This is a genomic window from Calothrix sp. NIES-2098, assembly GCF_963875125.1.
In the GTDB taxonomy this organism is placed as follows: Bacteria; Cyanobacteriota; Cyanobacteriia; order Cyanobacteriales; family Nostocaceae; genus Aulosira.
Window position 1 is genome coordinate 814,377 of sequence record NZ_CAWNKJ010000001.1, and the last position, 24,342, is coordinate 838,718.

A 24,342-nucleotide genomic window follows, 5' to 3' on the forward strand; every position below is an offset into this window, starting at 1 on the left:
GGGTTTGATCCCAAACATCAGAAATGCGTAGCTGCAAACCAGCTTGCGATCGGACATCGCATAAATAGCATTTCAGTCCCTGCCAGTCTGAATCAAGTTTATCTATATATAAAGAGAATATTATGCTAGCTAACAATACTGACGAAGTTATCCAGTACTTAGACGCTATTATTGCTGAAGCTATAGAAGAACGTAGCCGTAGAGGATTTTTTGCTGCACTTTATCGTCAAGTAACTTTGAAAGTGAAGATAGGCATTAAACATGGCTTTTTTGACAATGCGGCCAGAATGGAAGAGTTCACTACACAATTTGCTAATCGTTACTTTCGTGCTTGGGATGATTACCAAAAAAATATCAAATCAACGCGAAGCTGGCAAAGCACATTCGATGCAGTGCAAAAATCAGAGTTACTAATTGCGCAACACTTACTATTAGCAATTAATGCTCATATTAATTTAGATTTAGGTATTGTAGCTGCTGAACTTTGTCCTGGGGATAAACTACAAACTTTACAAGATGACTTTATTAAAATTAACGCTATTCTTAGCGATTTGCTTGAGCCTGTCGAGTTGGTTCTAGGGCAACTGTCGCCTTTAATTGAAATTTTAGATAAGTTTGGCGGTAAAAAAGATGAAGTTATTTTCAATTTTAGCATTCGCAAGGCTCGTCAGGAAGCTTGGAATAATGCGAAAATCTTGGCTTACCAAACTCCTGATATACAACAAGCGATCGTCAAAATAATTGATAGTAAAGTAGCATTTTTAGGATGCGCGATCGCCAATCCTAGCCGTACTTTTGATAGAGCACTAGATCTGATAAAAAAATCTGAAAGTGATGATGTGATTGCTATTATCAATGCTCTCAATACTATTGCTGATTGAATACATGACAAACAAAAATATGGTGGGTGATGCCCACCATATCTAGATTTTTATTAAGAATTTAACGACTTTATATATCACTGCTGTCATATCCATTCATCAAAGCCCCACACTAATAAAGTTGCTATCAGTCTAACTCCACAAAATAAGTTTTTGTATAAAAAGATATTGAAATACTGGAAAAAATTCGGAAAACACTTTTATTACCATCTCAGGAAATATCAACACGCTTAATGGTTAATACAGGATTTATTTGTACTAAAACTTTTACCAAACAAGGGTTTACAGCGTTTACATCTATTATCACACTAGCGTCATCTTCAGAGCGATCGCAACGGTAAGCTATGCTAATGCTTGACAAATATTTATTGAAAATATTTTATTATTTCATTAGACATGAGAATAAAAAGTTAAAAAAAAACTAGTTCTACGCATTTTGAACTGAATTACCTGTATGTTTGTTGTGTTTAACAATGCACAAACAGAAAAATTTATGAATCTAAGCGAAATTGGTCAAGTTACTCTTCAACTGTTAACGCAGTTTGGGCTGAAGCTGATAGGCGCTATTCTATTGTGGATTATCGCCCAGCGATTGATTGACTTTGGGTTGAAGTTAGTACGACGCGCTTTCCGTAGCCAAAACATTGAGCCAACACTGATTAACTATCTTCTCAATATTATTTCTGTCACACTGAGAATTGTTCTAGTTGTGGCAATTCTCGGTTTCTTCGGTGTTGAAACCACATCTTTTGCAGCATTATTAGCAGCAGTAGGTATAGCAATTGGTGCAGCCTGGGGTGGGTTGTTGGCAAACTTTGCCGCAGGTGCATTTTTAATTGTTTTTCGACCATTTAACATTGGTGACTTTATCACCGCAGCAGGCGTTACAGGAACTGTTACAGATATAGGATTGTTCACCACTAATATCACTACACCTGATAACGTTTTGACGATTGTTGCAAATAATAAAATCTTTTCTGACAATATCCAGAATTTTTCTGCCAATCCTTACCGTCGAGTTGACCTAGTAGCCCAACTGCATCACACTGTTAATCATAATGATGCGATCGCACGCTTAAAAGCCAAAATTAGCAACATTCCTAACGTTCTCGAAAGTCCAGCACCAGACGTAGAAATTATCGAGTTTAACATGGCAGGGCCAGTACTAGCAGTACGGCCATATTGCAATAACGCTCATTACTGGCAAGTGTACTTCGACACCAATAAAGTTATACGTGAAACCTTTGGCGAAGCCGGCTATCCCGTTCCCGAACATCGTTATTCAGTTAGCAGTTTATCACCCAACGGAATCGATCCGATAATCCCAGCATCTATTAATAGTTAAGACTGCGCTACAAAACCCAAGAATAAAAATGAGAAAGTAGGTAAAGAATAATACTTTACCTACTTTTTTATGTCAAAAATTAGATTCTCGACTTCTTGAAGAAGTCGGGAATTTGAGTATTTAAATTTGAGTAAAAATTAATACTATAGTTTTAAGTGAAAACCCATAATAACGTGAAGTTTGTGTAAACTTGGTTTCCATTTCTGAAACGAACCTGACAAAAGGTGTAGAGAGAGGTTAGCTTAACTGTAAATCACAAGCCGCAACCAAGCAGCTATGGTAAAAGAATTAGCAATTCGTACCTCTGGACTAACCAAGCAATTCGATCGACACGTTGCTGTCAATGATGTTGATTTGGAGATCCAAGCAGGTGAAGTATACGGACTGATTGGGCCGAATGGCGCAGGTAAAACAACTCTCATTCGCATGTTAGCAGCCGCAGAGGAGCCAACTACGGGTGAGATTTATATTAATGGCGATCGCTTGCTACGTGACAAAAGCAACCCCACCCTCAAGCGTCATCTTGGCTATTTACCTGATGACTATCCCCTGTATGAGGATCTGACAGTCTGGGATTACCTAGATTACTTTGCGCGGCTATATCGCTTGCGGGAACCCCGACGCACTCAACGTCTCCATGAAGTCTTGGAACTGATACAACTTGGTAATAAGCGCAATAGCTCAATTTCTACCTTGTCACGGGGAATGAAGCAGCGCTTGAGTTTAGCGCGCACGATCATTCACGAACCGATTTTACTGCTGTTAGATGAGCCAGTTTCCGGACTTGATCCGATCGCCAGGATGCAGTTTCGGGAAATTATTAAGGCTTTGCAAGAAGCTGGAATGACAATTTTGATTTCTTCCCACGTCCTCAGTGACTTAGCAGAACTGTGTACTTCTGTGGGAATTATGGAACTTGGCTTTTTAGTAGAAAGTGCTTCACTACAACAGCTTTACCAGCGATTAGCCAAGCAACAAATAATGTTATCAACTTTGGGGAAACTAGAAGCACTTTTGAGCGAATTGAAGAATCATCCATTGGTGGAAGAGTGGGAGGTATTACCAGGAAGAAACAGCGTGCGAGTTAACTTTTCTGGTACACAGGAAGACTGTGCGGAATTATTGCGATCGCTTATTCAAGCTGATATTCCGGTGACAGATTTTCACTCTACTCAAGAAGACTTAGAAACTATCTTCCTCAAATTAGGACACAAACAAGCATCTTGATTTCATAATAGTTCCCCTTTTGGAGAATTTTTCCAATGACGCTCAATTTTATAGACAAACTTGGTGACTGGAATCCCCAACTTTTCCGGGAACTTAAAGGACGTTTCAAAGTTTTTAATATACTAATTGCATTGGCAATATCAGTAGTTACTCAGATCGTAGTTTTTCTCTTTCAACTTACTGAAATACCTGGTAAAAAATACCCGATGTCTGGGACATATTGCAATCTCAGCAAAGACTATCAGGCAAAGCTAAGTTCTCTATCTACCCAAATCGACCAAGTTCAACAAAAAATTAATTTATATAGCGGTAATAAAAACTACGACATAGGGAAAATTAAAGAATTAAAAGCCCAACTTTCAACCCTGACAGATGAACGGTCTAATTTCGATCGGATTTTATATCAGTGGCCTTGTCCGCCAGAGCAAATAAATATGCAATTGTGGTGGCAAGATCATTGGAAATATATATTTGTAACACTGAGTGTGTTGTTTGTATTCACACTTTTAGTTGCTGGTACTTATTTGCTAGTTAATAACTTGGCTCAAGAAGAACGTCGTGGTACGTTGAATTTTTTGCGTCTCAGTCCCCAATCAGAAGCCAGTATTCTCATAGGCAAAATGCTAGGAGTACCAATTGCCATCTACCTCACGATCGCAGCTGCATTACCTTTAAATTTATGGGCTGGAATTTATGCAAAAATTGGCTTAATTCCCATTTTATCTTTCTATGTAGTTCTTGTTGCAAGCTGTATTTTCTTCTACAGTAATGGACTATTTTTTAGCTTAGTTAACGATCGGTATAGCGCTCTGAAACCTTGGGTAGCTAGTGCTTTAGTTCTGGTATTTTTGCTAATTACTATCCAGACATTAGCTTTTAGTGCAGACTTTCGTAATATAGGTACTTGGTTGAGACTGTTAAGTCCTTTTGAGATGTTGAATTACATTATTCCTCGAAGTAATAATAATTCATCTCTAGAACAAGTACAGTTTTTCTATGTACCATTTGGTAAAAGCATTTTAGGTATAGTTGGCTTACATTTATTAAATTATAGTGTAGGCATCTACTGGGCTTGGCAAGCCATGAAACGCCGCTTTCGCAATCCTAATAGCTCAATAATCAATAAAGTCCAGAGTTACCTGTTAGTCGCTAGTTATCAAATCGTCTTTTGGGGCTTTACGCTGCAATATTATAACAATTACTGCCCCTATTCCAGAGATTATAGCTCTAAGGTTTGCTATTATGATTTGAATTACCAAATTGGACAAAATTGGTGGTTTATAGCATTTTTTAACCTAGTGCTATTATTTGTTCTCATTTGCATTATTTCACCTGAGCGACAAACTGTACAAGATTGGTCAAGGTATCGACACCAAAAAATTTCTAATTCTCAAAGTTTTTGGCGTAATTCTTGGGTACAAGCTTGGGTTTTAGAAGATAAAAGTCCAGCAATCTTAGCAATGCTCATTAATTTAGCGATCGCAACCCTGCCGCTAATAGTTTGGATTGTGCTTGCGCCTGTTTTAAATACTCACCATAACAACAGCATACATTGGGTTAATGACCTGGGACGATTAAAGGCCATTTTAGCTGTGGCTTTATTTATTAGCTTAATGATGATTTACAGCAGTTTAGCTCAACTAATGCTGTTGATGAAAACTCCTAAGCGTGCTGCTTGGGCATTTGGTACTGTTAGCGCAGCCATATTATTACCACCAATTTTTCTCGGCATACTTGGCATTAATCCCCAAAAATATCCTGTAACATGGCTATTTTCTACTTTCCCTTGGGCTGGTTTAGAATCTGCTGCAACCATCACAATTTTTAAAGCACTGATAGTTGAATTAGGCGTCATAATATTTTTAAACATGCAATTAACAAAACAGGTGAGGTTAATAGGAGAGTCTGCGACAAAAGCATTGTTGGCACGGCGCTAGTACAAGAAAGCAGTAGTAAGGTGGGCATTGCTCACCTTAAGAGATTAAAATTTTCAAGTATTTCAAGTTAAAAGCGTCTAATTCTTATCCACAACAGCGCATCCATAGAGAGTTTTAACTATGAATCTGAACTGGATTAATCAAGTAGGAGAATGGAATCCGCAACTGTTTCGCGAACTTAAAGGTAGGCTGAAGTCGCGCAACTTATTGCTGTCTGTTGCTATATCTTCGCTGGGTCAATTTCTACTATTTATGTATTTCCAAACCCAGCTACCAACTAAATTCGATCTGCTATACAATAACTCTCACAAATACTGTACAGGAAGACAATTATATAACGTGCAGGAATGTCTTGGTGATGAATTTGGTAATGTAATCATCAACTGGCAAGCATGGTCTTTGGATCTATTTACCTGGCTGAGTATTATTGGCTGTTTTACTCTTTTAGTCGCAGGAACTTATCTCATTATCAGCGATTTAACTGCTGAAGAACGGCGTGAGACACTCAATTTTATTCGCTTGAGTCCCCAATCGCCTCAAACTATTTTATCGGGCAAAATGTTGGGTGTGCCAATATTGTTATACATTGGCATATTGTTAGCTCTTCCTTTGCATTTATGGTCGGCTTTAGCTGGCCAAATTCCCTTGTATGAGATTTTCAGCTTTTATACATTAGTGCTTGCTGCCTGCTTTTTATACTATAGTGCTGCACTACTATTTGGCTTAGTTGGTTCTTGGCTGGGAGGTTTTCAAGCTTGGTTGGGTAGTGGCGTAGTTCTATGTTTTCTCATAGTAACTATGCGAACAACCCTTGCAGAAATCACAGATAGTTATCCTTTAGTTTTTGCTAGGCTGGTTAATCCTTGTTACTTAATTCCGAATACAGCTATTAGTTCTACATTTACAGCTGCTAGCTCCAGATTTAGCAATTTCCGCTGGTTCGCATTGCCTCTGGGAGATAACTTATTTACAACACTTGGCTTTACTGTACTAATTTACGGACTAGGAACATACTTTATTTGGCAATCGTTAAAACGTTGCTTTCGCGATCCTAATTCCACTATGTTAAGCAAGCGTCAGAGTTATTTATTAACAGCTTGCTTTGCTTTTTTTACTTTAGGATGTGCAAATTGGCAAAGATTAGTTTTCGAGTCTGAGCCTGGTTCCTATATGCTAGCCGAAAATTTTGTTTGTCTTTTGTTCTTAGATTTCTGGCTGTTTCTATATTTAATTGCGGCTCTCAATCCTCATCGTCAAGCACTGCAAGATTGGGCGCGTTACCGTCGAACTTCTCGTTCTAAAGGGTTGGCTGATAACAATTTAGTTCAGGATTTAATCTGGAGCGAAAAAAGTCCGGGCTTGTTAGCGATCGCCATCAATGCTGCCATTGCTATCATTGCCATTAGCACGTTAATATTACTCTCCCAATACCCAATTGAGAACAAAATTAATGCTCTGTTTGCGCTAGTTTTATCTGGTAGTTTAGCTATGCTCTATGCAGCCATAGCGCAACTGCTTTTATTCTCCAAAAATCAGCATCGAATATTTTGGTCTGCGGCCACTGTCGGGGCTGCAATCGTTGTACCAGGAATTGTGGTCGCCATATTTGCCTCTTCCTCTAGAAGTAATAATTTTCTCTGGTTATTCTCAATAGTGGGGCCAATTTTTGCAATCTCTCCAGATGGAAAGTCACTATCACCTCTAACAGCGTTCCTCCCAATTCTTAGCTACTGGAGTTTTATGACCTTTTTAGTCTTCCAATTGCGACGGAAGTTGATAAAAGCTGGGGAATCCGCTACAAAAGCAATACTGACAGGTAATTAATTTTAGTTCTCGACAAATTTCAGATAAAGTTTTGTGAAGTCTGGTCAATCTGGCCAGACTTTTTTATGAGCATTTGTGATTATACATACAAGCAACAAGCTCACTGAGCAGAATTCGATTTTAGCAATACATATAAAACTACGTTCGCCTGCAAGAATTTTGAGGAGGCTAAATTGTCATGACAATTTCGATTTCTGATTTATCACCTGTCACTTCTGAGTCTTTATTAGCATCTATCGATCCAGAAGCAGGAGGAGCGATTAAATCTGCTGTTGCACGTGCGATCGCATCTCGTAAAGTTATGGGAGGACTAACTAAAAGTACAAGTCTAACTAAGACTGATATTCAAATAGACCCTGTAGAACCTGTAATTGATTCCGAAGTTAAAGAGCCTGTAACCGTTGGTAAAATCGCTTATCCTCCAATCACAGTTGGACTTATCGCCTACCCTCCTTGCCCTCCACCCATCACAGTTGGACTGATTGCTTACGATCCTGCTCCTACACTCGAAACATTTTAGAACACCAAAAGACCACCAAAATATTGGTGATGGTTGTAAACATGGAACATACAAGGGATAGCAACAATTCACCCCTTTGCCCCAGTGCCCGACCAGAGATGGCAAATAGTGTGGCGTTTGCAGTAGTAGTTGGGACGGTTGAAGAACCCCGCCTAGCCCATCTTGCAGAACCACAACCAGTCACTGATGAACTCTTGGCACTTGCAGAACCAGTTACTCCTACAGAGATTTTTAGATTTGCAGCCACTTGTGCCCAGAAGAAATGTCAGCACTTTGATGGTTCTAACTGTCGTTTAGCACAGCGAATTGTTGAGGGTTTACCGACTGTAGTAGAAGCACTTCCTCCTTGCCAAATTCGTTCTAGCTGCCGTTGGTGGCAACAGGAAGGTAAGGCAGCATGTATGCGTTGTCCGCAAATCGTCACAGATACTTACGCTTATTCTGAACAGTTACGTCAAGCAGCAGATCCTTCTATTTACGTTACAGAAAAAGCAGCATCTTAAAGTTTCACACTCACTAAATTACTCACACCCTCAGGCAAATTATGATGCCTGAGTTTTTTTATTTGTCATTACTCAAGAGTCAAGAGTCATTGGTTATTTCCTCCTTTTCCCCCCACACTTCCCACACGCCCTTCGCTATCGCACTCAAACTCAAAAACCCAGTGACAATCACTGGGCTTTCGTTGGGGTATGTCCCCGGACTTTAAGGTATAGAAGTTAGTTATAGTTTATCTTTCTGGTAATGATTACAATGGTGCGCTAGGCGATTTCGGAAAAGTTACCGATAAAAGAAAAGTCTGGCTGAATTTCTCAAAATAGTTGACATCTTTCCTACCTATTGATAGGATGCAAGCATGAAGCAAACAGATACCAAAACTTTAATTCTTGATGTAGCTCAAGACCTAATCCAACGTGTTGGCGTTAACGGTATGAGCTATCAAGATATCAGTGAGAGCGTAGGCATTCGTAAGGCAAGTGTCCACACGCATTTCCCTAAAAAGGACGATTTGCTGGCGGCGTTGCTTGACCGATATAGCGATCGCTTTCTGCGGATTTTAGACGGTATTATTGCTTCTAGCGATCCGCCAGAGGTAAAACTACGGCAATATTGCGGACTATTTGAAGCCACTCTCAGCAGCGGTAGCCAGGATAAAGCCTGTCTATATGGGATGTTAGGGGCTGAATTAGCAACCCTAAATCATCCATGCGTAGAGCGCGTTCGGAGCTTTTACCAAGCTAACGAAGCCAAGCTAGCCATTCTGCTCAATAGCGGGCGTCAAGACGGCAGTTTTCGCTTTAGTGGAGACATACAAGCGATGGCGTCTTTGATTTTTGCGATGTTGGAAGGTGGGTTGCTAGTTGCTCGCGTCCACGGTGGAGCAACCCAGTTTCAGCAAGTAGTTGAGCAATTAATACAGTTAGTCAAAGGTTAATTTTTTTACCATTTTAACATCCAACTAGTAGGAAGTAAGCTATTATGACGACAATTTGGAATTCGCTTCTTAATGCAACGCTTTCAAGTTTGTAATCAAAAAGAGAAATACAATGATTAAACTCTACGGTCATGAATTGTCTGGTAACAGTTATAAAGTCAGGCTGTTGTTAGAACTTTTAAAACTTGAATATGAATGGATCAAAGTTGACTTGATGAAAGGGGAACATAAAACGCCAGAATATTTGGCACTCAACCCCTTTGGACAAGTACCGTTACTCATCGATGGTGAGACCAAACTCGCAGATGCTCAAGCAATTTTAGTGTATCTGGCACGGCAGTATGGTGGCGAGCAATGGCTACCGTTAGATGCACTATCTTTAGCACAAGTTGTTCGCTGGTTATCAACGACGGCTGGCGAAGTTCGTCAAGGGCTGGAAAATTCCCGACTTTACCATCGATTTGGAGTATCTAACATCAATATCGATCGCGCCCATCAAAAAGGCGAATATATCCTGACTCAATTGAACCAACATTTAAGCACGCGCACCTGGTTAGAGTTCAATCGCCCCACCATTGCTGATATCGCCGTCTTTCCCTACGTTGCTTTAGCACCCGATGGCAAGATTGACCTCGCACCCTATCATCATTTGTTGGCGTGGAGCGATCGCATCAAACAATTGCCCAACTACATACCAATGATAGGGCTGTAGAAGTTATCAGGGGCGGGAAATGGGACGAGGGGGACAAAAAAGAAAAAGCTGATTCCTTCCTGCGTTTATAAAAGAGTTCTAACTTACCCTTTGATGAAGAACCTACAGATGTAAGAGAAAGCTCCGCCCCGACAAATTAGCATCAATAGAATAGACCTTGCAAGGAGAGAAAGCACAATGGTAAACCCAGGCTGGTCAAGTACCGAATCGCCCTTTCACCCTGGCGAACTGGCAATTCAAGCCCGACTAGGGGTACAAGACCGTATGGACAAGCAAGGACGACGGGTAATTCGAGAGTATCTGCCCGATCAGCATCGGCAGTTCTACGCCCAACTTCCCTACCTAATAGTGGGTACTGTGGATGTATCGGGTAACCTGTGGGCTTCTATTCTAGTGGGGGAACCAGGCTTTATATCCTCGCCAGACGATCGCACTTTGCGAGTTGCAACCAAACCCCTATTTGGCGATCCTTTAGCAACCACCCTGAAAGAGGGTATCGATATCGGCTTTCTCGGTATTGAATTGCATACTCGCCGCCGTAATCGCATGAATGGCATTGTCACAGCAATCGATGCCAATGGCTTTGAGGTGCAGGTGAAGCAAAGCTTTGGCAACTGTCCGCAATACATTCAAGCCCGTAAGTTTGACTTAAGCGAATACGATCCAGAATCACCGAAACCAATTCATGCGATCGCAGTATTCGGAGAACCAGAACGCGACCTGATTGCTGCTGCTGATACCTTTTTCATTGCCACTGCCTATCAAGCAGAGTCGGCGGGGACGACTGCGGGCGTAGATGTTTCTCATCGGGGAGGCAAACCAGGCTTCGTGCGCATCGATAATGACAATACGCTGACGATTCCTGACTTCTCAGGCAATTATCACTTTAATACATTTGGCAACTTAGAGCTGAATCCTCATGCAGGGCTTTTGTTTGTAGATTTTGCTCAAGGCAACTTACTATACCTCACGGGCACTGCCGAGGTAATTTGGCAAGGAGAGGAAATCAGTACATATACGGGTGCAGAGCGATTACTTCGCTTCCGGCTTGACATGGGATATAGAGTAGAAGGCAGCCTCCCCCTTCGCTGGTCAAAACCGGAGTTCTCGCCCTACCTAGAACGCACTGGTTCATGGTAGTAAATTTAACAATACTTAAATTCATTTCGCTCAAGCAGAAGGATTCTTGGCTCATTCAGCCAACTTATCTATACTTGTTTCCAAGCCTAGATAAGTTAACTATGGTACAAACAAATCCCATCGCCATTGAATTTCGCGATGTCACTTTTAGCCGCAACCACCGCCCTTTAGTTTCTCATCTCAATTTTTCTATTTTTCAAGGCGAAGCATTGGTATTACTTGGACGTAGCGGTAGTGGCAAAACTACGACGATGAAATTAATTAATCGCCTATTCGCGCCTACCCAAGGGGAAGTATTATTTGATGGGGTTCCCACAACTGAATGGGATGAAATTAAACTGCGGCGTAAGATTGGTTATGTCATTCAAGAGACTGGTTTGTTTCCGCACTTCACAGTCGAACGCAATGTAGGCTTAGTCCCGGCTTTAGAAGGTTGGAAACCAAGACAGATTAAAGCGCGGGTTTATGAATTGTTGCATTTAGTAGGTTTAAATCCCGAACAATTTGCTGGGCGTTATCCCCATGAACTGTCGGGAGGACAAAGACAACGAGTTGGTGTAGCGAGGGCTTTAGCCGCCGATCCGCCTGTATTATTGATGGATGAACCCTTTGGCGCACTCGATCCGATTACACGCTTAGAAATTCAGCAGGAATTTCGGCGTTTGCAACAGGACTTAGGTAAAACTGTTGTGTTCGTTACTCATGATATTCAAGAAGCTTTTGTTTTAGCATCGAGAATTGGTTTAATGTATGGCGGAGAATTGGTAGTATTAGGGACAAAGGATGAATTTATGCGATCGCAACATCCCGAAAGCCTAGCTTTTCTTCAATGTCTGCGTTCCCTGCAAGACACTTTATGAAAGACTTCTTCCTCATCAAGTATGCCCCAGAAATTGTTCAGCATACGCTGGAACATTTATTTATGGTGGGTATTGCAATTGGAATTGCCGTTTTAATAGGCATTCCTTTAGGAATTTTAATTACCCGCCAAACTCAACTCCGCCAACCAATTCTAGGTATTGCTAATATTCTGCAAACTATTCCTAGTTTGGCTTTGTTTGGGTTATTAATTCCTGTACCTATAATTGGCGGTATTGGGGTAGTACCAGCAATTGTGGCATTAACTTTATATTCTTTATTACCGATAATTCGCAATACTTATACAGGGATTACTGGCGTCGATCCAGCGATTCGGGAAGCTGGGCGAGGTATGGGAATGACAGATAAACAATTGTTATTCCAAGTAGAAATTCCTTTAGCGATGGGAGTAATTTTGGCTGGGGTGCGCGTAGCAACTGTAATTGCGATTGGCATTGCAACTATTGCTGCGGCAATTGGTGCTGGTGGTTTAGGAGTATTTATTTTTAGGGGAATTGCAGTAGTAAATAATCAGTTAATTTTAGCTGGGGCAATTCCTGCGGCTGTAATTGCATTAATTGCTGATTTAGTAATTGGTTGGATTGAAGGTAAATTAAAAGTTAAAAATTAACATTCTACAGAACCCTGACTTTTTGAATAATTAGGGGTTATAAATCAAAAAATACCCGAAAATTAATATGAGAAAATTCGTGGTTTTTTGCCTATTAACATTTGCTTTGGTAATGGCGATCGCTAGTTGTAGCCCCAATGCAACTACCAGTAGCAGTGGTGATATTATCGTAGCTTCTAAAGATTTTACCGAGCAAGATATTTTAGGTGAACTTTTAGCCCAACAAATTGAAGCTACTACTAATTTAAAAGTAGCACGTCGCCCTCGTTTGGGTGGTTCTTTTGTCTGTCATAGTGCAATTACTGCTGGCAAAATCGATGCTTATATAGAGTATACAGGTACAGCTTTTACAGGTATTCTTAAGCAAAAAGTAGTTAACGACCCAAAAATAGTTTACGAGAAATTAAAACAAGCATACGCCCAAAAATTTAATTTAGAAGTTATGCCCAGCTTGGGTTTTGAAAACACTTTTGCAATCATTATCCGGGGTGAAGATGCTCAACGCTACAACATTCAAACTCTCTCGGAAGCTACTCAATATACACCTCAGTGGCGTGGTGGTTTTGGGTATGAATTTTTGGAAAGAGAAGATGGTTTTCCGGGATTAGCAAAAACCTACAATTTGCATTTTGCTAAACCACCACAAATTATGGATTTGGGTTTAATTTATCGGGCGTTAATTCAAAAACAGGTAGATATGGTAGCGGGTAATTCTACTGATGGGCAGATTGCTCGTTTGGGTTTAGTGGTGCTAAAAGATGATAAACAATATTTTCCACCCTATGAAGCTGCGCCAATTATCAGACAAGCAACCTTAGCAAAATATCCGCAGTTAAAAAAAGCGATCGCTCAACTTACCGGACGCATTACCGCAGATGAAATGCGGCAATTAAACTATTTAGTTGAGGGTGAATTACGCGATATTAAAGAGGTTGTACGGGAGTTTCGTAAATCAAAAGGTTTATAAATTACTATTGAAGGCAGGCAATAGAAAGAAGAGAGATAAAAAAATCAAGCCTATAAATTTACTCATCATCTGCAAACAAAGACTCTAAATTTCGATAACCACTCACCACACGCACAATTACCAACCTGTCCTCAAACACTCGATAAAAAATAATATAACCATCTAAAGGAATTCCTCTGAGCGTCGGTTCAAACTTAGCATAGCTTCTACCAATATTTGGAAACTTCACTATATTCTGGCACTTCTTATTAAACTCTCGAATAAACTTTTCTCCCGCATCAATATTGCGCTGGAGAAAATACTCTAATATTTCATCTAAATCTTGACTAGCTTCTACAGCAATTACATATTCCATTACCCTTGATGCTCACGGGCTTTTCTTATTTTTTCTTCCAGTCGTGCCATCACTAGATCGCTATCAAGTACTTCTCCTCTTTCAATCTGAGCAAGTCCAACAGCAATCTTTTTACTAGTTTCTTCTTCCCACTCCTGATAATCTTTGTCCCATTCTGCTAGCAATTTCAATGCTTTACTAATCACATCTTCAGCATTTGCATATCTACCTGTAGCAATTTGTGCTTGGATAAATTGCTCTATTTCTGGTTTGAGTGTGATATTCATAACTATTAACTCAGCTAAAAGAATGGATGCATTTCAAGAATTTTAACAACTTTTTCCTGCTTGTTCGCAAGCACCAATATTCACCCAACTACTCGAACCATCTTGCCAATGTTCTTTCTTCCAAATGGGTGCGTTATGCTTTAGAGTGTCAATCGCATAGCGACAAGCTTCAAACGCTTCACTGCGATGGGGACAACCTACTGCTACCAAAACGCTAATTTCCCCAACTTGCAAACGTCCAATGCGATGATGAATGACTACGCGATTGACATCAGGCCAAAGAGAACGAATATCGGCTGCAATTTGCGAAAATACTCGCAGTGCCATCGGTTCGTAGGCTTGATACTCTAAAGAAACCACAGGTTTACCATCAGTTTGATTGCGAACCATACCACTCATCACCACCACAGCACCATTAGCTGGATCGTCAGCTCTGCTATAGATTTCTTCAAGAGATAATGGTGCAAGAGTAATAGCAAAGCTATCTTCGGCTCTTTGTTTCAAGAGAGAGTTTAGTGTATTTGTCACAAAAGAGTTCATATAAATTAATATTCTTTTTCCATCGTATCGCTAGAGCGCTGAAAAACTACAAAATCTACTAGATGCGCATCAGCTTAATTCAATCTATCGATGTTTCTATCGTTGTTTGCTTGCGATCGCAATCTAATTTGATTCTTGGAAGTACTTGCATAGGAAGGGAACAGGAAAAAAGAGAAGTACAGGTGTACCTAGCTTCACAAAAATCAAATTAGGAGCCTGATATTGCTCTCCCTAAGGGTTTTATAGCAAATTACTTTATAGGATTAATTGGTGGAAATCAATAGCAAATTAGATTTCTAGTAGCTAAATATAAGTAAATTTACTTCACGGTTCAATTGCACCGTCATCTTTCTAAAGAGAGATTACTATAATTAAAGGTAATTAAATTTGTGTGCTAGATTTTTTAGACCATCCCATAGTCAGTGGCTTCATTGAGATTCAATATCTTACAAGGCTAATTAGATATCAGAAAACTTACCAATGGGGGCAAACAATCAACAAATGTATATATCTCCAGTAAAAGCAAAATCATAATAGGCAGCATTTTACTGCTGCTATCGTTACATCTTCCCTAATTGATGAATTTCAAGAATCGTGAGTAACACGAGGGTAAGTTGTAATTCACTATGTAGTAGGAAAGTTGAATGAAATTTTTAATGTGTACCCCTGAAGCGGCGAGGCTGGAAGTTCTTCGTCAGTATCATATTCTTGACACTGGCCCAGAACAAGCATTTGACGATCTAGCGTTTTTAGCAGCGCAGATTTGTGAGACACCAATCGCTTTAATTAATCTCATTGATGCTAATCGTCAGTGGTTTAAAGCTAAGGTGGGGTTGGATATGGAACAAATGCCTATAGAAATTGGTTTCTGTCCGCTTTGTATTCAAAAATCCCAGTCTTTGATTATTCCTGATACTTTGGCAGATGAACGATTTGCCAATTCTGAGGTTGTCACTTGTGAACCTCATATCAGATTTTATGCTGGCGTACCTTTGATCGCACCTGGAGGAGAAGCAATCGGGACTATATGTGTAGTCGATCGCGTACCACATCAAATTAGCCAGAAACAGGTAGAATCATTACAAGCTTTAAGTCGCTTGGTCGTTAAACAACTCGAAATTCGGCGGAATTTAGCAGAATTAGCCAATCTGAAAACAGAGTGTCAACAGGCACAACAAGCACAGCATCAAAGCGAAAGCACTCTCCGCAGTTTTTTTGATAGCGCGCCAATGATGATGGGAATTGTGGAGTTAGTAGACAATGACATTCTACATATTTCTGATAACTTGGCGACAGCGAAATTTTTTGGACTCACTCCAAGCGCAATGGAAAATCGCTTAGAGCGAGAAATGGGCGTACCACACAAGCATCTAGTTCAGTGGTTGCATTACTATCATCAAGCAGAACAAAGCCAATCGCCTGTGCGGTTTGAATATTCTTACGATACTCTCCAAGGACAAACATGGTTATCAGCTACAGTCTCAGCAATTGCACAAAGTACCGATCGGCGTCCACAATTCGCTTATGTAATTGACGATATTAGCAATCGCAAACAAGCAGAAGAAGAATTACGTTGGAAAGAAGCACTTTTACGCTCAATGGCTAGCGTGTCTCCGCTAGCATTTTATGTTGTAGATAACCGCACTGATGCAATACTTTATTTTAACGATCGCTTTTGTGAAATTTGGGGTATCGAACACCTAAAAGAGCCGATGGCAGATGGAGAATTGAAGAATCAGGATATCATCCCCGACTGTATCAAATCGATCGTAGATGTTCCAGCTTTTGCCGCTTCATGCCAACCTCTACAAAGTGAAGAATACCGTTGCGTTATTGAAGATGAGATTGCATTTAACGATGGTCGTACTATTCGGCGTTTCTCTACTCAAGTTCGCGATTGCCAAGATCGATATTTTGGAAGACTATATATTTTTGAAGATATTACCCATAAAAAACAATTAGAGCAGCAATTTTTACGCGCTCAACGTATGGAGAGTATTGGCAGGCTTGCTAGTGGTATTGCCCACGATTTAAATAATGTCTTATCGCCAATTTTAATGTCAGTGCAAATACTCAAAAACAAACTGCACGACCAACAAATTGAGCAAATGCTTTCTATCATAGAAAATAATACTAAACGTGGCTCGGATTTAGTAAAGCAAGTACTATCTTTTGCACGAGGAATTGAAGGCGATCGCCGAGTCATACAAATTAAACACCTTATATTTGAACTGCAACAAATTATTCAAGAAACTTTTCCTAAAACGATTATATTTTCTACCGAATTAGAACCAGATTTATTACCAGTTTACGCCGACAGTACTCAATTACACCAAGTACTGGTTAACTTATGTCTGAATGCTCGTGATGCCATGCCTAATGGTGGAAAGATCGCTATAGCTGCTAAAAATATTTACATTGATGAAATCTATAGTCAATCGTATTTAGAAGCGCAAGTAGGTCATTACATAGTTTTGACAGTTTCGGATACGGGATTGGGAATTCCGCAAGAAATATTAGATAAAATTTTTGAGCCATTTTTTACTACTAAAGAATTTGGTAGTGGTACTGGACTAGGTTTATCTACAGTTATGGGAATTATTCAGGGACATAATGGTTTTATTAACGTATCAAGTTGTGTAGGTAAAAATACAGATTTTAAAGTGTACTTACCAGCAGTTAATACAGTTGCAAGTCAGATGTCAGAAGACCAAGAAATGCCAAGTGGAAATGGAGAATTGCTTTTGGTTGTAGATGATGAAGCTGCTATTAGAGAAATTACTACAACATCACTTGAAAGCTATAATTATCAAACAATATCTGCTAGCGATGGCATTGAAGCAATAGCAATTTATGCTCAGAATCAAGATAAAATTAAAGTGGCAATTATCGATATGATGATGCCTAAGATGGATGGAGCAACTACCATTCATAATTTGCAAAATATGAATCCTAAACTACCTATTATTGCTGTGAGTGGATTAGCGACAAGCGAACAAGTATTTAGAGATAAAACATCTCAGCACACAGCATTTTTATCTAAACCATATACTGTGCAAGAATTATTAAAAACTTTGCAAGTAGTCTTGAGTCATCAATAAATAGACATGACTTCACAAACAACTCAATAATAACTAACATTCTCCATGACATCTGAAGTTTTAGCCGTTAATACAGCCTTTTATCGAGCTTTTGAAAAAAAAGATATTGAAGCCATGAGTGCTTTATGGTCGCAAGGAACTGGTAGTACTTGTATTCATCCCGGACGTAGTATACTCCGGGGTTGGAAGCAGGTGCGATCGTCTTGGGAGCAAATATTTAGAAATACTGCTTACATAGAAATTAATTTAGATATTATGGCTACGGAAGTAGCTGATAATATTGCTTATGTTGTGCTAGTAGAAAATATTCTTCAAGTCGTTAGTGGTAGAAGACTAGAAGCACAATCAATCGCCACAAATGTGTTTCAGCTTCTCGGCGGAAAATGGTATTTAGTTCATCATCATGGTAGCCCAATTATGCGCTAAACTATAGAACCATGAATTAAACATCTCCTCAATTGAAAACCCCGTCAGACTTACGTTAAACGGGGTTTTATTTAAACATTAAATTATCCGTTTTTCAATCTTGGATTTAGAATTCTAAATCCAAAATTCGCTGAGAATTTTCTCGCGCTATCGAATTACAAGTCGGGAGGTAAAATTACTTGATCGATCGCGTGAATGACACCATTAGAACCTGTAATATCTGTCTGAGTGACGTTGGCTTCATTTACTTTCACGCCAGCACCAGGATCGACTTTGATGTTAATCGCACCGCCTTCAACGCTTTTAACTTCACCAGATTTCAAATCGCTGGCTAATACCTTACCAGGTACAACATGGTAAGTTAATATCTTAACCAAAACTTCCTTATTCTCAGGCTTCAACAAATCTCTGACTGCATCTTGAGGTAATTTAGAAAAAGCAGCATCGGTGGGTGCAAAAATGGTGTAATTATCTTTGCCCTCTAAAGTTGCTGTTAAGCCAGCTGCTTTCAATGCTTTAGTTAGGGTTGAAAACGAAGCATTTGATTCAGCCAGTGCTACCAAATTCTTGTTTTGAGTATTGCTTGAACCTGCTGGTTGAGTTTGGGTAGGTACAGTTGTTGAAGGTTTGGTAGGCGTTGCAGGTGCTGTAGGTGCTGTAGGTGTTGCAGGTGCTGTAGGTGTTTCTATGGCTGGTGTGCTAGGTGCGGTGGGTGCAGATTCGGGGACAGTGGTTGGCGCAGGTGAAACTTCACCACTTGTAGCCCGACTACCACGGTTATAAGGAGGCTCGCTAAAAATACTAGGACTAGGGTTAAGTGTCCTCTTCTTCTGTGCTACAACATTTTTCTTTGAAGTTCTGCCTTTTGCTGCATCTTCTGTAAGCTGAACAGGCGTATAGTTAGCGTTAGCTTCAATGCGTTGAGTACGGTTATAAGGAGCTTCGCTAAAAATTGTGGGGCTAGGATTAGTAGCCTCTTTTGCTCCAGAAGGTAATGCAATGAAGAGGCTGCATCCTGCTATTCCGACTATACCTGCCAGATTTGTCAGCAATTGACTGTAATTTGCCTTCATAAATTTTGTTTGTTTTTATTTTGCACAGGTTACATAAAGACTTATAACATTTTGCTACGCACAAAATCTCACCTAAGAAGTAAGAAATTTGCCTCCAACTCATTCAAAATCATGCTGCATGGGGATGATGGATTTAGTCAAAAATTATGCTAGGACAAAGTTGCAAGCTATCTTTAAGCGTCAGGCAATGTCTATTAAGTTAACTTACCTATTGAACTTTCTTATACTGCTGATTCTGATTTAAGTTAGTTATTGTACAACGCCAACATCAAGAAAGTGCCAGTTGGTCGTTAGGGAAATCTAACCAACGAAAATTTTGCCTCTCTCTGTTGCAAATCCTTTGGCAAAACAACAATAAAATGTATTTATTTATACTAAATAATGAAGGCTTTGAGGAAGCCTAAATTTGCAAGCTGACGATCGGGTTTTTCCTAATAGGGTAGCATTAGCTAGGATTTTGCAAAAATCTCATTTATTGTTTCTCCTAGAAAATGTATATGCGATCGCAGCATAAGCTAAAAATAGTTATATATAAAAATAATTTTATGTAATATTTTATACTTTTAAGCTAAAATATAAAAAAGCAGGAAAAAAGAAAATAATTAGTGCAAATTAAAGAATAAGATGTTAGGTTAAGTTATGCGTAAGTACTGAAACAATTTAATTATTTGATATTTACATCTATCGGGAAATCATTATTTGATAAGATGGTGGGCTTTCCCAAAATTACCTAAAAAGTTAACTCGATTGGTAAATAAGTTAGTATCCTATCAATTCAATTAGCAAAACGATTACTGAAACTAAAGATACAATTAGTAAAATTGCTCAATTCACTAGTTATAGGGAATGCCAGATGCTGGAATTATATCAATGGGAACTATCCCAATATTCCGAAAAAGTGCGGTTAATTTTGGATTATAAGGGGTTAGATTACCGCAAAATAGAGGTTACACCCGGAATTGGACAGGTAGAACTGTTTCGCCTAACTGGTCAAAGACAAGTGCCAGTATTAAAAGATGGTAGTAGATATATTGTTGATTCTACAGAAATCGCTAAGTATTTAGACTTAGAATATCCAGAACCTCTACTCATCCCGAAAGATCCCAAGAAAAGAGGTGCGTGTTTATTGATAGAAGAATGGGCGGATGAGTCGATAGGTATTAAAGGACGCAAAGCACTATTTGCTGCTATTAGTCAAGACCAAAATTTTCGCAAGTCTTTATTACCCACCTCGACACCAGATATATTCAAAACTTTGGTGGAAGGAGTACCCCGTGATTTATTAACAGTGTTAGGTTTTGGGGTAGGTTATAGTCCAGATGTCATCAAGTCTGCGATCGCAGATTTAAAACAAGACTTAGAAGCACTCACGCTGCTGTTAGCCGATAGTCCCTATTTGTTGGGAGATGAACCAAGTTTAGCTGACTTGGCAGTAGCAGGATTATCAATATTGCTAAAGTTTCCTGATGGCCCTTATTTAGATTTACCAGCAGGTCTGCAAGGTAAAGGAGTGCCTGGTTTAGCAGATAATCCCGATTATGCACTCTTTTTTGAGTGGCGCGATCGCCTTTATGCTCAATTCCGTAAACCCTTAATTGGAACTTCTCCATCAGCAAGCAGACCAACTTCAATCCAAATTGACTAATTAGTTATTGGTCAAGGGTCATTGATTAAATAACAAATGACTTTTGACCAATGACAATTTGTGCTAGAATTTCGTCGCAAGTTTGAACTCTACAACTAAAATGCAACATAAGCTCAACCCAACATTGATGTAACTAATCAAATGAATTCTGGACAACCTTTAGGTTCAGTCACTCAAGGCTCTCTAACTGGTGGGTTAGAAGTAAGACTACACCCTGATATTTCTGTTGAAGATATGCGGGTGGGGAAATTTTTAGTTGTGCAAGGGATGCGATCGCGCTTTTTCTGTATGCTGACAGATGTGGCGCTGGGAACTGCAAATGCACGCATTATCGCCGATCCTCCTAATTGGGAAGATACTTTTTTACGCGAAGTTTTAGCGGGAAGCGGGACATACGGCACAATTAATCTCGCGCCGATGTTAATGTTTACCCCAGAAGTAGAAGAATCTTTCTCGCCTACAAATGGTAAATCTGTAAATCCTTTTGTACCTTCCATGACTGGTTTGGCATCATTTCAACCCCAAACTAGTACCACAATGGAATTGCTTCCAGTTAAAACGATTCCCAGCCACTTTAGTCAAGTTTACGAAGCTAGCGAAGAAGATTTTCGCAGAGTATTTGGTTGGGAAGACGATACCCACAGAAAAAACTTTTCCATCGGTAAACCTTTGGATATGGATGTGCCGGTGTGTATTGATTTAGACCGCTTTGTAGAAAGAAGTAACGGGGTTTTTGGCAAATCGGGAACTGGTAAATCCTTCTTGACACGGTTAGTTTTAGCCGGGATAGTCCGTAAAAATGCGGCAGTAAATTTAATTTTTGATATGCACTCCGAGTATGGATGGCAAGCTGTCTGTGAAGGAAAGCAATATAGTACAGTTAAAGGTTTAAAACAGCTATTTCCTGGGAAAGTAGAAGTTTATACCCTCGACCCAGAATCGACAAAGCGCCGGGGCGTGCGAGATGCGCAAGAACTTTATCTCAGTTACGAACAAATAGAAGTTGAAGACGTTAAATTATGTTCTCGCGATTTAGGCTTGTCGGAAGCTGCCTTAGATAATGCGAATATTCTTTACGCTGAGTATGGCAAAGCTTGGATTCTTCAACTTTTGAACATGACTAACGAAGAAATCAAGCTGTTCTGCGAAGAGAAGCGGGGACACCAAGGCTCAATTATGTCTTTGCAGCGCAAACTCCTGCGCTTGGATAACTTGAAGTATATGCGAGCCGCTTGTCCGCAGAACTACATCAACCAAATTTTGCGATCGCTGGAAGCTGGGAAGCATGTAGTTGTGGAATTTGGCTCCCAATCGGATATGCTCTCTTATATGCTGGTGACAAATATGATCACCAGAAGAATCCACGGGCATTATGTCAGCAAAGCCGAACGATTCCTGCACAGTGGCAATGCGAGCGATCGCCCGACGCAATTAGTAATTACTATAGAAGAAGCTCACCGTTTTCTTGACCCGGCAATTGTGCAAAGTACGATATTTGGGACAATCGCCAGAGAAATGCGGAAATATTTCGTAACACTTTTGGTAGTTGATCAACGCCCGTCCGGCATAGATAATGAAGTTATGTCCCAAATTGGGACTCGCATCACCGCTTTGCTCAACGACGAAAAAGACATTGACGCGATTTTCACAGGAGTCTCTGGTGCTGGCAGTCTGCGATCGGTATTAGCAAAGCTAGATTCTAAGCAACAAGCCTTGATTTTGGGTCACGCCGTCCCCATGCCAGTTGTAGTGCGTACCCGTCCCTATGATGCAACTTTCTATGCAGAAATTGGCGACCCAGCTTGGGAGGAAAAACCAGACGAAGAATTATTCGCCGCGGCTGAATTAGCTAGGGCTGATTTAGGGTTTTAGTCATTTGTCATTGGTCAAGAGTCAAGAGTCAACTGTCAAAAGGCAATAGCCATTTGTCATTTCTCCCCACACTCCCCACACTCCCTTGTCTCCCCCTGCACCCTGCACCCTGCCTCTCTTTCGTAACATCCCACCATCACAACAAAAAATCAGTTCGGTTATCTCCCCACTCCTCGGCAACAGAAGCGGAGGTTTTAACGTCACTATAGATATAGTTAGCACTCAAAGGAAGTTCAATTTTTTGCCAAACATACAACTTTGTCCTATAATTAGAAGATTTATCTTACCTACTTTACTATCCAAGAGATTTGTCGTATCATATTAGAAGTAGAACTCATACTGACTTCATATTTTTACAGTTACCGCCAGTGACTGACAAGAAGAATTCTTGACAACCAGCCAGTGTATTTCTAAGAAACAGCAAAATTTAGGAAGGGTAGGGGAACCTATCTCAGGGATGCACCGTCTTCTCAACGGCTGTATAAATTGAATACTTATGCTAGCTCCCTATGTTCCGTGATAGATGTACTTCCTTTCCAAATCCGACTTAATTATTAAAGATTCATTGTGTTTACGGAGTAGAGGATAACGCACCAATGCCTACTGTTAACACCCAAACCGAAAACCTAAACACCAAATTCACGGCTGATATGGTGCGAACCTATCTGCGGGAAATTGGTCGTGTGCCACTTTTAACCCGTGAGCAAGAGATTGTTTTCGGGAAGCAGGTGCAACAAATGATGACGCTAGTGGACGCTAAAGAGGCTTTGGCGAAAAAACTGCACCGCGAACCGAGTTTGTCAGAGTGGGCCGATCACGTTCGCCACTCGGAAACTGAGGTGAAACAGACAGTGGCCCAAGGTAAACGGGCAAAGCAAAAGATGATTGAAGCGAACCTTCGCTTAGTAGTCGCTATTGCGAAAAAATATCAAAAGCGTAATATGGAGTTTCTGGATTTAATCCAAGAAGGAACTCTAGGATTAGAACGGGGTGTAGAGAAATTTGACCCGACACGGGGATATAAGTTTTCTACCTATGCTTATTGGTGGATTCGCCAAGCAATCACTAGAGCGATCGCGCAACAAGGGCGGACAATCCGTTTACCAATCCACATCACCGAGAAACTGAACAAAATCAAGAAAGTACAGCGAGAGCTAGCACAAAAATTAGGGCGATCGCCAAATCCGGCGGAAATTGCTCAAGAACTAGAGCTAGAACCCGTGCAAATCCGCGAGTACTTGAATATGGCACGTCAGCCAGTTTCTTTGGATGTGCGCGTCGGTGACAATCAGGATACCGAGCTGCAAGAAATGCTAGAAGATGACGGCCCTTCACCAGAGTATTACACCACTCAGGAATTCTTGCGCCAAGACCTGAACACCTTGTTGGCAGAACTAACTCCTCAACAGCGAGAAGTGTTAGCCCTGCGTTTTGGTTTAGAAGATGGCAATGAAATGTCTTTGGCGAAAGTAGGTGAGAGATTAAATCTCAGCCGCGAACGCGTCCGCCAGTTAGAGCATCAAGCACTAGCTCATCTACGTCGTCGTCGAGCCAATGTCAAAGAGTATGTTGCCAGCTAAAAGCCAA

The 24,342-nt window shown here is 40.3% G+C and carries 22 protein-coding genes; 18 read left to right on the top strand and 4 right to left on the bottom strand.

The genetic code is table 11. The annotated features are described in order from the left end of the window. The first annotated feature begins 122 nt into the window (after positions 1–122). From AACU33_RS03390 to AACU33_RS03450, 13 genes are all read left to right on the top strand, one after another. Positions 123–881, top strand: coding sequence for a DUF5995 family protein (locus AACU33_RS03390; protein ID WP_096587045.1), 759 nt, complete (start codon positions 123–125; stop codon positions 879–881). A gap of 493 nt (positions 882–1,374) precedes the next feature. Next, positions 1,375–2,226 carry a mechanosensitive ion channel domain-containing protein gene (locus tag AACU33_RS03395; RefSeq protein WP_096595111.1) on the top strand — a complete coding sequence of 284 codons (852 nt, stop codon included), beginning with the start codon at positions 1,375–1,377 and terminating at the stop codon, positions 2,224–2,226. Between the two features lie 276 nt (positions 2,227–2,502). Continuing rightward, positions 2,503–3,453, top strand: coding sequence for an ABC transporter ATP-binding protein (locus AACU33_RS03400; protein WP_096587046.1), 951 nt, complete (start codon positions 2,503–2,505; stop codon positions 3,451–3,453). 35 nt (positions 3,454–3,488) lie between these two features. Beyond that, positions 3,489–5,390 carry an ABC transporter permease subunit gene (locus AACU33_RS03405; protein ID WP_096587047.1) on the top strand — a complete coding sequence of 634 codons (1,902 nt, stop codon included), beginning with the start codon at positions 3,489–3,491 and terminating at the stop codon, positions 5,388–5,390. Positions 5,391–5,510: 120 nt separating this feature from the next. Next, positions 5,511–7,214, top strand: coding sequence for a hypothetical protein (locus tag AACU33_RS03410; protein ID WP_096587048.1), 1,704 nt, complete (start codon positions 5,511–5,513; stop codon positions 7,212–7,214). Positions 7,215–7,392: 178 nt separating this feature from the next. Next, on the top strand, positions 7,393–7,734 hold the full coding sequence (locus AACU33_RS03415) for a hypothetical protein (protein WP_096587049.1): 342 nt from the start codon (positions 7,393–7,395) through the stop codon (positions 7,732–7,734). Positions 7,735–7,775: 41 nt separating this feature from the next. Then, positions 7,776–8,237: a nitrogen fixation protein gene (locus AACU33_RS03420; protein WP_096587050.1), complete on the top strand. Its 462-nt coding sequence runs from the start codon at positions 7,776–7,778 to the stop codon at positions 8,235–8,237. Between the two features lie 353 nt (positions 8,238–8,590). Next, entirely contained in the window at positions 8,591–9,169 is a 579-nt protein-coding gene (locus tag AACU33_RS03425) for a TetR/AcrR family transcriptional regulator (RefSeq protein ID WP_096587051.1), read from the top strand. Between the two features lie 112 nt (positions 9,170–9,281). After that, positions 9,282–9,881, top strand: coding sequence for a glutathione S-transferase family protein (locus AACU33_RS03430; RefSeq protein WP_096587052.1), 600 nt, complete (start codon positions 9,282–9,284; stop codon positions 9,879–9,881). A gap of 177 nt (positions 9,882–10,058) precedes the next feature. After that, positions 10,059–11,021 (top strand): pyridoxamine 5'-phosphate oxidase family protein, encoded by a 963-nt coding sequence (locus AACU33_RS03435; protein WP_096587053.1) that lies wholly within the window; start codon positions 10,059–10,061, stop codon positions 11,019–11,021. A gap of 101 nt (positions 11,022–11,122) precedes the next feature. Next, a complete protein-coding gene (locus tag AACU33_RS03440; protein ID WP_096595112.1) occupies positions 11,123–11,881 on the top strand; it encodes an ATP-binding cassette domain-containing protein in 759 nt (252 codons plus the stop codon). Then, positions 11,878–12,510 (top strand): ABC transporter permease, encoded by a 633-nt coding sequence (locus AACU33_RS03445; RefSeq protein ID WP_096587054.1) that lies wholly within the window; start codon positions 11,878–11,880, stop codon positions 12,508–12,510. The genes AACU33_RS03440 and AACU33_RS03445 overlap by 4 nt, the downstream gene beginning before the upstream one ends. A gap of 67 nt (positions 12,511–12,577) precedes the next feature. Next, positions 12,578–13,477, top strand: coding sequence for a glycine betaine ABC transporter substrate-binding protein (locus AACU33_RS03450; protein WP_096587055.1), 900 nt, complete (start codon positions 12,578–12,580; stop codon positions 13,475–13,477). A gap of 58 nt (positions 13,478–13,535) precedes the next feature. On the opposite strand, the gene AACU33_RS03455 is transcribed toward AACU33_RS03450, so the two are convergent. From AACU33_RS03455 to AACU33_RS03465, 3 genes are read right to left on the bottom strand one after another with little or no spacing between them, the layout of a single operon-like run. Continuing rightward, positions 13,536–13,832, bottom strand: coding sequence for a type II toxin-antitoxin system RelE/ParE family toxin (locus AACU33_RS03455; protein WP_096587056.1), 297 nt, complete (start codon positions 13,830–13,832; stop codon positions 13,536–13,538). Beyond that, positions 13,832–14,098, bottom strand: a complete 267-nt coding sequence (locus tag AACU33_RS03460) for a ribbon-helix-helix domain-containing protein (RefSeq protein WP_096587057.1) — start codon at positions 14,096–14,098, stop codon at positions 13,832–13,834. Before AACU33_RS03460 ends, AACU33_RS03455 begins: the two co-directional genes overlap by 1 nt. A 42-nt stretch (positions 14,099–14,140) precedes the next feature. Then, the gene (locus tag AACU33_RS03465; RefSeq protein ID WP_096587058.1) at positions 14,141–14,638 is read right to left on the bottom strand and encodes a molybdenum cofactor biosynthesis protein MoaE; all 498 of its coding nucleotides are present in this window, start codon (positions 14,636–14,638) and stop codon (positions 14,141–14,143) included. Positions 14,639–15,282: 644 nt separating this feature from the next. Here AACU33_RS03465 and AACU33_RS03470 point away from each other — a divergent pair. Beyond that, positions 15,283–17,739, top strand: coding sequence for a hybrid sensor histidine kinase/response regulator (locus tag AACU33_RS03470; RefSeq protein WP_096587059.1), 2,457 nt, complete (start codon positions 15,283–15,285; stop codon positions 17,737–17,739). Between the two features lie 45 nt (positions 17,740–17,784). Continuing rightward, positions 17,785–18,165: a nuclear transport factor 2 family protein gene (locus AACU33_RS03475; protein WP_096587060.1), complete on the top strand. Its 381-nt coding sequence runs from the start codon at positions 17,785–17,787 to the stop codon at positions 18,163–18,165. A gap of 155 nt (positions 18,166–18,320) precedes the next feature. Here the strand turns inward: AACU33_RS03475 and AACU33_RS03480 are convergent, their stop codons facing one another. Then, entirely contained in the window at positions 18,321–19,238 is a 918-nt protein-coding gene (locus tag AACU33_RS03480) for a fasciclin domain-containing protein (RefSeq protein ID WP_096587061.1), read from the bottom strand. An 853-nt stretch (positions 19,239–20,091) separates the two neighbouring features. On the opposite strand from AACU33_RS03480, the gene AACU33_RS03485 reads away from it, so the two are divergent. The 3 genes from AACU33_RS03485 (at position 20,092) to AACU33_RS03495 (ending at position 24,335) form a co-directional block, all read left to right on the top strand. Beyond that, complete coding sequence (locus tag AACU33_RS03485) at positions 20,092–20,883, top strand: glutathione S-transferase (RefSeq protein ID WP_096587062.1); 792 nt, start codon at positions 20,092–20,094, stop codon at positions 20,881–20,883. Positions 20,884–21,024: 141 nt separating this feature from the next. Further along, complete coding sequence (locus tag AACU33_RS03490; protein WP_096587063.1) at positions 21,025–22,755, top strand: helicase HerA domain-containing protein; 1,731 nt, start codon at positions 21,025–21,027, stop codon at positions 22,753–22,755. Positions 22,756–23,351: 596 nt separating this feature from the next. Then, positions 23,352–24,335, top strand: coding sequence for an RNA polymerase sigma factor, RpoD/SigA family (locus AACU33_RS03495; RefSeq protein ID WP_096587064.1), 984 nt, complete (start codon positions 23,352–23,354; stop codon positions 24,333–24,335). Positions 24,336–24,342 lie beyond the last annotated feature (7 nt).